Below are 8814 nucleotides of genomic sequence, written 5' to 3' on the forward strand. Positions count from 1 at the left end.
GGACATTAGAATCCCTCAATGAAGCGATGACGATTGCAGTTAATTATCTTACAGAAGATGATGCTTTCAACTGGTTCAACCACTGTGGCTTATTTACCTGAAAACTGCTGTAAGTCAGATCCCGAATTAGCTACAACTTTTTTTATTCTTCTGACTGCAAAAGGAGCTTCTTTAGGAGAGGAAGATGATCGTGTCAGAGGATTGGACGCAGGAGCAGATGAATTTATCTCTAAACCCATTGAGATGAATGAATTAAAAGCACGGGTAAGAGCAGGATTAAGGCTACATCAATTAAGTCGAGATTTGCAGCATCAAAAGCAAATTTTAGAGCAGTTAAATCAAGATTTACAGCATCAAAAGCAAGTTTTAGAAACTGAACTAGCTGAAGCTGCTGATTATGTGCGATCGCTGTTACCATTACCACTTGTAGGATATGTTACCATAGAATCTTTATTTGTACCTTCAGCACAGTTGGGTGGGGATTGTTTTGATTACTATTGGATTGATGATGAGCATTTGGCAATTTATCTATTAGATGTCTCTGGTCATGGTGTAGGATCGGCTTTGCTATCTGTATCTGTATTGAATATCTTGCGATCACAGTCTCTACCAAATACTAATTTTTGTCAACCAGCAGAAGTTCTCAAGGCGCTCAATGAAAGTTTTCAAATGAGTAAACATGGCAATAAATACTTTACCATTTTGTACTGTGTTTTTAATCGTGTTAATCATCAGCTAGTTTATGGCAATGCTGGACACCCACCAGCTGTAGTAATATTTGGAAATGATCCCTCCAGCATTAAGGTTATAAAACTAGAATCTCTAGATTTACCCATTGGCTTTTTACAAGATATCAGTTTTGAAACTGCTATTTTGGAAGTTGCAGAAAACAGCACTTTATATATTTTTAGTGATGGTGCTTACGAACTGCTGCAACCAGGGGGACAAATTTGGGGTTTCGACTCCTTCGTTAATTTATTGCTCACCCATAATCAGACAAATAACAATCATATTAATCAACTCTTACCTGAGATTATAAATATCAGCGGCAACGAAAATTTTGATGATGATTTGTCTTTACTACGAGTTAATTTTAGTGGCTGTCAAAATCCCTAAGATGTTAACTTTTATTAAGGGTGTTTGAAAAGTTTTCGGAGATTATAAATCCCTACTACACAAACAAAGACCACCTGGGTAGACTAAGAAAAAATTAAGGGTTTGAAACATATGTGTGCAACTAGACTTGTCTATTCATCCTGATAAGATTGGGAAAAACCGGATATGTACAAGTTTAGAATTGCTAAAACTTCACCTAGAGAATCAAACGATTAAGCATTTTCTAGTTCTAATACTTTGCTGTCAAACACTTCTCTATTACTTAATATGTTCAAAACTCGATTGATTTTCGTTAATTCAAATAACATTTTGACTTGATCATTAATCGAACATACAAATAGTTCTCCTTTAGCATTTCTAACACTTTGCATTGCTCCCACTAAAGCACCTAAACCAGAACTATCAATAAACGTCACCTTTGACATATCAATCAATAGCATATTAACTCCATTATTAATGATATCAGTAATTTGACGACGTAATTCATTACCGGAGGTGGCGTTTAAAATTCCTGATGGTTCAAAGACGTGAATTTTAGAAGTCATAAATTATCTTCCTTTCTGTGTTAGTTTGTAAATTTGCCATGGGAAAATCGTCATATCTATTGAAAATTATACTACTATTTAAGGCATTTTGTATAACTTTAAAAAATAGATTTACAAGCAATAAGGACTTTCATTAACTTTGCCCACGGGGTGAGGAGGTGAGGGGTGAGGTTGTATACAATTCTGTTGAAACACCCTCTTAGAGGTAATTCATGAATTACCTCTACTTTCCTTGTATTTTGTGTAAGTCCTGTGGTTGCCAAACAGCAGCGCTGATAATTGCCCAAAGTAGAGATAAAATATATATACCCCATAATGTGTTGATCAAATAAACCCAAGGAGTTTCTAACTGACCAATAGCGAAACGATATACACTCCATATTATACCTAAAATTATTAAAATAAACACAGTTAGTTGTGGCCAGATTAGCTGGAGATAGATTCCTGATTGTCGCTGCTTAGGTGTAACCTGAAATTTAATAGGTTGTCCGGTTAATACACTCCATGCAGATTGAATGAATAGGGGAAATAAAGAGATAGAATATTGTTCTGAACGCCATAATTCCGCAGCATTAATTCCCCAACCAGCGGCTAAAAAAGTCAACCTATTAATTATAAAAGCTGGAAGAAAATGGATAGTAAAATCAAAGCCATAAGTTTTCACGGGGATAGTTCCCGTAAAAAAATAGATAATGGGACAAGCAATAAAAATCAAAGTTGCAAACCCAGAAAAATAACTATATGTTGTCTTAAAATAGTGTAATCTTTGCCAAAATGTCAGTCCTGGTTTGGTGAGAGGATTTTCTCTCATTAACACTTGAATTGTGCCTTGAGACCAGCGCATTCGCTGTTTGAGGGTAGAACTTAAATCATCAGGAGCAAGTCCTTCTGCTAATAATTCATGATGATAAATTGATTTCCACCCAGAACTATGCAACCGCATGGCTGTATTCATATCTTCGGTAATACTATTGCTAGAAACACCACCAATTAATTCAAATTCATCTAATTTTTTGCCATCTTTGACAAATTCATCTGCAAAATATTGTAAACCCACACTAACCAATGCTTCTCTTCTGAGGACTGCATTTGTACCTGTGTAGAAAGCTGAATTCATGCCATCTTTACCTTGTTGAATGGGTCCATAAAATAAATTGGCTCGATGTCCAAAGGGGTCTCCAGGGGGAATATTATAAAAATCTTGGGGAGTTTGTACAAATGCAATGCGGTTTGACTCATATTTTCCTGAATACAAATTATAGGTATAGAAATATGGCAAAACTCGCTTTAAAAATGCTGGTTTAGGAATATGATCTGCATCTAAAGTCAGAATAAAATCCCCTGTGGTTTCTCCAGAAAAAATGGCGTAATTGAGATTACCTGCTTTAGCATGATGAGGTACTCCTGGTTGTTTAGGACGGGCAATATACCGTAACCTAACGAGTTGCACAAGTTCTAATTCTTTTTGACGAATTGCTAATTCTAATGCCCTGCGTTCATGATTGAGATGTTCATATATAGTTGATTTACTGCCATGATGACTCTTTTGATGTTGAGGATTTAACCAGAGAATAAACTGTTGTAAACTGTGGACAAATCTAGCGGGAATATCCTCGAAAGTATTTTCTGATTTAGAAGATGATTTTTGCAGCCATTCTTCAGCAGCTTTTACGTCAGGTGCTAGATTTTCTAGTTGCTCAATTCGTTGATTTAAAGTAGATAATTCCGCGTCAATTCGATTAGCTTCCTGTTGTAATAATGGTGACTGTAAATCCTCTAGAGCTAATCTTTCTGACATGGCTCGCATTTGTTCAGAATTACCATCATCTAATACATATACACGCAGCTTTGTGGTTGGATAATCTATTGCTAAAGCTGCTCTAGCAGTTTCTTCCACCATTTCTGATGGCTCATTATAGCAGGTTATAAACACATCTACAGTTGCCCAATCAGAGCTAGGAAGGGGTGGGCTTAACTGGTGAAGGGACTTAACTTGTCGGACTATAGGCCGCCATAGTCCAATGACAAACATAACTCCCCCGAAATAGCTGTAAATTTCCGCCAGCAATAAAGGAATAGACAGCCATAGAGCATCAAAGTTGATAGAATGAGTTATCCGCCATTGTAAATACCAAGCCCCCAAAATTAAGTTTATTTCCGCTAAATACCGAAAAAGTAAGGTTCTTTTTTTCAGTGTTGAACGGCTATTACCGGAAAAATTAGCTGCATCATAGCTAGAGGACGCTGAGTTCATTTTGCTACCAAAAATAAAATTTAGATTAGTCAATTAGCGGTTGTTTGTTTCTCTAGGAGTCCCGTATTTGATTTTTGATTGGACTATTCCCATGGTGGGCTATAGCCACCCTATAGTCCTTGATATTTTTTAGACATCATTTAAAATTCCTGTAGCTTGGTAAAGTAGAGTTGTTATTTAATGTATCAGATTTTTGGTGTCATTTCTAACGATAGCGAAATGATTCTCTCTTCTCTAGCACTTTAGTCCCCTGAATGGTTCTCAAATTTTATTTGTAAATGATACAGCAACACCGTCACTACAAACTATTAAGATGGATTGCATTGTTCCTAAGTGGGGCATTTCTGCAATTTTTGTTCTGTGTGCCTACAGCATCTTTAGCACAAAATTCTACTCCTAATGGCTGTAGTCAAATTTCAGTGCCTCTGACACCAGAGGAACAGACTTACGCTCGTGCAGCTTGGCAGTATTTTGTCAATAACTATCAAGCAAATACAGGGTTTACTAATTCTACTGGTGGTTATCCTTCTGGTACTCTCTGGGACATTGGTAATTACCTAATGGCTTTGAATGCAGCGCGGTGGATGAATTTGATTAACCAGTCGGAATTTGATTCGCGCTTTAACAAATTTCTTACCAATTTTGCTAATCTTAGTTTATTTGAAAACGCTTTACCAAATAAGGTATATAATGCTGCTAATGGAAAAATGACTGATTATGGTAATAAACCTCTAGAAAAGGGTCTGGGTTGGTCTGCTTTGGATATTGGTCGCATATTGGCTGCTTTTCATATTATTGGCACTTGTCATCCTCAGTATAAAAATTGGCTAAAGGGAGTTCTCAGTAAGTGGCAGTTAGCAAGATCACTGAAAGATGACCAACTTTACGGAGCGCTTGTCTTACCTAATGGTAAAACATTGTTGGTACAAGAAGGGCGACTTGGTTATGAGGAATATGCTGTTAGGGGTTATGAACTATGGGGATTTAAAGCACCCAAAGCGGCGGCTTTAGAGCCTTTCAAACTTGTAGATATTAACGGTGTGAAAATTCCTGTTGATACCCGTGATTTTCAAAGCACTAATGCTAATAATTATGTAGTGAGTGAATCTTATATTCTTGATGGTATTGAATTTGGCTTAGAAGGTTATTTAAAAAAATATGCTGCTGACATTTTAGAAGTACAAAAGCGACGCTTTGAATCTACGGGACAACTAACTGCTGTTTCTGAGGACAACATTGATCAACCTCCTTATTTTCTCTACAATACTATATACTCCAATGGAGTTGCTTGGGCGACAATTACGGAGAAAAATAAGTCCTATACAGAGTTGCGGAATATTAGCACTAAAGCTGCCTTTGGCTGGCGCTATCTTTACCCAGGTAATGCTTATGCTCAAAAGGTTTTTGATGCGGTTAAGGATTTACGTGATCCTAAAGGTGGTGGATTCTACGCTGGACTGTATGAAGAAACAAAAAAACCTAATAAATCCTTGACAGGTAATACTAATGGCCTGATCATGGAGATTTTATATTATAAGGCTAGAGGAAATCGTCCCTTGATTGGTGGTAGTGGGGTGAGTTTTGCAAAAATACCGTCTGGTGATTCTAAACCCCCAGATTCTAAACCCCCAGATTCTAAACCCTCAGATTCTCAACCCTCAAATTCTCAACCACCTGCTGCAAATTCCCCAACTCCAGCCCAAAATCCTATTCCCATAAATGTTACACCTGCCCAGACTAATACAGCGACTAACCCACCACCGCTGATAGTTAAACCTATTCCATCATTGGGTGTCCCGCAGCCAGCTAAACCATTACCTAAACCTTTAACAGTTGTGCAAAGACGCTACGCTCAAGCGGCCTGGAACTATTTCTCTGCTAATTCTCAGCCTACAACAGGATTGGTGAGCGATCGCTCTGATGTTAAGGGTTCAACATTGTGGGGATTAGGAGATTATCTAACAGCGCTGAATGCAGCATGGGCAATGGATATAATTTCTCCCAAGGAATTTGATCAGCGCATTCGACAGTTGTTGGCTGCTTTAGCGCAGATACCGCTGTATGCGGGGGAATTACCGAGTCGGGGTTATGATCCGCGAACATTGCAACCAGTAGATTATGGTGGTAATCCAGTTCCTGAAGGTACTGGTTGGTCGTCTTTGGATGTGGGAAGACTATTAGCAGCCCTTTATAATTTAAAAACAGATCATCCCGAATACACGGAAGTTGTTGATCAAATTGCTCTCGATTGGTCATACTTGCGGGTTGTGCGGGAAGGTATTCTTTCTAGTGCTAATGTCACCAAAGATAAAAGTGGGCGGTTAGTCCCGAGAATTAATCCTGAAACCCGTTTGGGTTATGAAGAATATGCTGCTAGAGGTTTTCAATTGTGGGGGTTTAATGTTGATAAATCTGCTGTGGGTGGTGAATATAAAACAACATCAGTGGAGGGGGTAGAAGTTCCCATTGAACGGCTTCGTAAAGATACAAAATCAAAGGTTAATCAATATACCGTTAGTAATCCTTTCCTGCTGTATGCTCTAGAGTTTGGTTTAGATCCAAAAATGCGATCGCTCTTTACGGCAGTCTATCAAGCTCAAGCCCAACGCTACCGTAATACTGAGACTCTGACTGCCTCAGCTACTACTCTCATTGAGCGTCAACCTTACACTGTCCACAGTTCAATTATTGGTCAAAATCAGCCTTGGGTAGCCTTAGATGATGATGGTAAACTACTACCAGAGGGAAGATTAGTCAGTTCGGCTGTGGCATTTGCCTATTATGCCTTACTGCCTAAGGATAGCTATACTCAGGAATTAATCAAGGCAACAACGGACTTATATAACCCTTTGCTGGGCTTTTATGAAGGTTTTTATGAAAAAACAGGTAAAACTGCTCTTGGTTCTACTAGTAGCACTAACAGTATGATTCTACAATCTTTACTGTACACGGCAACAAAGCAACAACCCCTCCTCCGTCCTAATACGGATATGAAATCACCCTGGTGGCAAGCAGTGGCCGATGGTAATTCTGGTCGGGGTCTACCGAATACTACTACTCCAAAAACACAATTTGTGAGTAATGGCACTGAACATTACTGGATTACTGTCAAAGATGGCACGAATTAACTTTTGCATGGTTAGATACTTGAGGTTAGAATTACTTTATTCTTGTCGCTATGAAAGAGGAGATAAATGATCATGCGTCTACCAGATGAACCTGATATACCAGCCCAAATTAATATTGTACCGATGATTGATGTCATTTTTGCGATTTTGACATTTTTCATTATGTCAACTTTATTTCTAAATCGTTCCGAAGGATTACCAGTTAATTTACCCAAAGCTGGCACCGCCAAAACCCAATCATCAGCCACACCCATTACTGTTACAATAGACTCAGCAGGGGATGTAAGTTTAAACCGTCAGCCTGTGACCCTAGATACTTTACCAACCAGGGTACAACAATTAAAGGGAAAAAATACAGAAGTAGTTGTAATTATTAACGCTGATCAAAGTGCCACTCATGGTCAAGTTGTGGTAGTTATGGATAAAGTGCGTCAGGTACAAGGGGCAAAATTAGCGATCGCTACTCAAAAACCCTAACCATTGAGTTATTAATTACTAGAGGTATTCTACTTAACCTGTGATTTTTGCTTTTGATTTGTGAAATGTAAAAAATAACCGCCACTTTTAAGGAGGATAGACTATGACTATTTGGGTAAATGAGCAAATTGATCCTTCTGGGATGATTCATGCCTGTATTGCCTGTTGTAACGAGTCTCAGGCACTTGATTGTCATCAGTCATTTAAGAATAATTTAACCGCAGTACAAACAGCAGCAGGCTGGATTGCCAAATTACGGACAGTGAAATCTTGGGACGATGTGCCAGTTAATGCCTTAAAACTTGATTAATCTGGAGAAATCGCCTCTGGTTTGAAAATTGTAAATTCATCGTTCTTTATCTGCGTTTATCTGTGTTTAATCATTAAACATCTCCTAATACTTTTCGATTAATCCTAAAACTCTTTTTTTTGATCAACCACTCTAGAGAACTGTTTTGAGTCTTTGCTAATCAAGATTGTCGGGAGATACACAACTAACGTAGTTAAACCTTGGTCAAACAGTGTCAATTGCTGATAATTCGCTCTCTGATTGACCTGACTTCAGGTTCTAGAGTCTAGGGCTTATCCTTGCCCGTTATCGCTTCGGTTTCCATTAAGGAATCCCGAAACTTCTGACTTCTTTCTAACAAGATTTTCTTTACATCGGAATGTTTCATATATCGAGTGATTTCAACATCACTCATTCTTGCTAGAATATTGTCAGCAGCATTAGTATCTGAGTGCATTACGACCCCATCGTGTCCGGTAAACTTGTCACCACTTCTACTACCCGTTAAGGTAGCAAATCTGGAGTCAAGTTGTGACGTATACGCAGAATTTACACTAACAACCGTGCAACCTACACGGGTTGAAACTTGTTTGAGAGCATCCGCAACTACCCCCTTGCACCATGAAGAAACATTTCTCTTCATGCGTTTTCGCAAGGGCTTTTTGCTTTTTATTGCTTCCGTCAGATCTTCAAAAGCTACCTTGATTGCATCAGTCATCAAGTGATATGTAGCTGTAAAAACTATTGTTTGAATCCTACCTTTAAATGATGTTTCTCGGTTGTTCCACTTGATTTTACCGAGGTTATTCCGTTTGATTCTATCAGCTTTGGCACTGTTCCCTTTGGCAATAGACTTGTCAAAAACTGATTTGATTTTGTTGCGTTTAACTTATTTTGCTGTTCTGTAATCAGTTTCTTCTGTTTGGATTTTACCGAAATTATTACCCAAAAATCTAGCACCATCGTTAGATGATGTAGCATAAACTTCTGTATAACCTCTGTCAC

At 38.3% G+C, this 8814-nt stretch carries 7 protein-coding genes; 4 read left to right on the forward strand and 3 right to left on the reverse strand.

Annotation, left to right across the window (positions count from 1 at the left end; genetic code table 11):
• Positions 1-57: 57 nt before the first annotated feature.
• Positions 58-1116: a PP2C family protein-serine/threonine phosphatase gene (locus tag H6F39_RS19705; protein WP_190397274.1), complete on the forward strand. Its 1059-nt coding sequence runs from the start codon at positions 58-60 to the stop codon at positions 1114-1116.
• A 212-nt stretch (positions 1117-1328) separates the two neighbouring features.
• On the opposite strand, the gene H6F39_RS19710 is transcribed toward H6F39_RS19705, so the two are convergent.
• Positions 1329-1661 (reverse strand): STAS domain-containing protein, encoded by a 333-nt coding sequence (locus H6F39_RS19710; RefSeq protein WP_137909488.1) that lies wholly within the window; start codon positions 1659-1661, stop codon positions 1329-1331.
• Positions 1662-1884: 223 nt separating this feature from the next.
• Entirely contained in the window at positions 1885-3915 is a 2031-nt protein-coding gene (locus H6F39_RS19715) for a glycosyltransferase (RefSeq protein WP_190372254.1), read from the reverse strand.
• Positions 3916-4193: 278 nt separating this feature from the next.
• On the opposite strand from H6F39_RS19715, the gene H6F39_RS19720 reads away from it, so the two are divergent.
• The 3 genes from H6F39_RS19720 (at position 4194) to H6F39_RS19730 (ending at position 7830) form a co-directional block, all read left to right on the forward strand.
• Positions 4194-7043 (forward strand): DUF3131 domain-containing protein, encoded by a 2850-nt coding sequence (locus H6F39_RS19720; protein WP_190397275.1) that lies wholly within the window; start codon positions 4194-4196, stop codon positions 7041-7043.
• Between the two features lie 72 nt (positions 7044-7115).
• Positions 7116-7520: a biopolymer transporter ExbD gene (locus tag H6F39_RS19725; RefSeq protein WP_137909485.1), complete on the forward strand. Its 405-nt coding sequence runs from the start codon at positions 7116-7118 to the stop codon at positions 7518-7520.
• 103 nt (positions 7521-7623) lie between these two features.
• Positions 7624-7830 (forward strand): hypothetical protein, encoded by a 207-nt coding sequence (locus H6F39_RS19730; protein WP_028082131.1) that lies wholly within the window; start codon positions 7624-7626, stop codon positions 7828-7830.
• 265 nt (positions 7831-8095) lie between these two features.
• On the opposite strand, the gene H6F39_RS20900 is transcribed toward H6F39_RS19730, so the two are convergent.
• The gene (locus tag H6F39_RS20900) at positions 8096-8464 is read right to left on the reverse strand and encodes a transposase (protein WP_242028677.1); all 369 of its coding nucleotides are present in this window, start codon (positions 8462-8464) and stop codon (positions 8096-8098) included.
• Positions 8465-8814: the final 350 nt, after the last annotated feature.

Source organism: Dolichospermum sp. FACHB-1250 (genome assembly GCF_014696335.1).
GTDB classification, from domain to species: domain Bacteria; phylum Cyanobacteriota; class Cyanobacteriia; order Cyanobacteriales; family Nostocaceae; genus Dolichospermum; species Dolichospermum planctonicum.